Genomic DNA, 287 nt, shown 5'->3' with positions numbered 1-287 from the left:
AGTGCAGCACCCTCCCAATGTCTTTGTACGTATGTCTTTCACCCGTATTTCGGTCAGCCATCAGCAAAATGCGCGCTCGGGTCAACGTACGTGCCGGAGGTTTTCCTCGGTCAACCAGATGGAGAAGTTGCTCGCGCTCCTCAGGGGTGAGCATGACGCGGAGTTGCTGGCCCATTCCTCAGCTTGCCCTAAAAAGGTGAAACTTTCTTAGCTACGCACTAGTGCGACCCCAGGAACACCGAGACACCCAGGCGGCCAAGTCCTTTTTTGTCCGCCTCCTGGGGGAA

Annotated in this window: 1 protein-coding gene; it reads left to right on the top strand. The window is 56.1% G+C overall.

The annotated features are described in order from the left end of the window. Window positions 1-211: hypothetical protein (locus K7W41_RS23415; RefSeq protein WP_224612963.1), on the top strand; the 211-nt coding region annotated here is incomplete at its 5' end. Between the last annotated feature and the right edge of the window lie 76 nt (window positions 212-287).

The organism is Deinococcus multiflagellatus (genome assembly GCF_020166415.1).
In the GTDB taxonomy this organism is placed as follows: Bacteria; Deinococcota; Deinococci; order Deinococcales; family Deinococcaceae; genus Deinococcus; species Deinococcus multiflagellatus.
The sequence above is the reverse complement of the archived record's forward strand: the minus strand, read 5'-3'. Positions and strand labels throughout refer to the sequence as shown.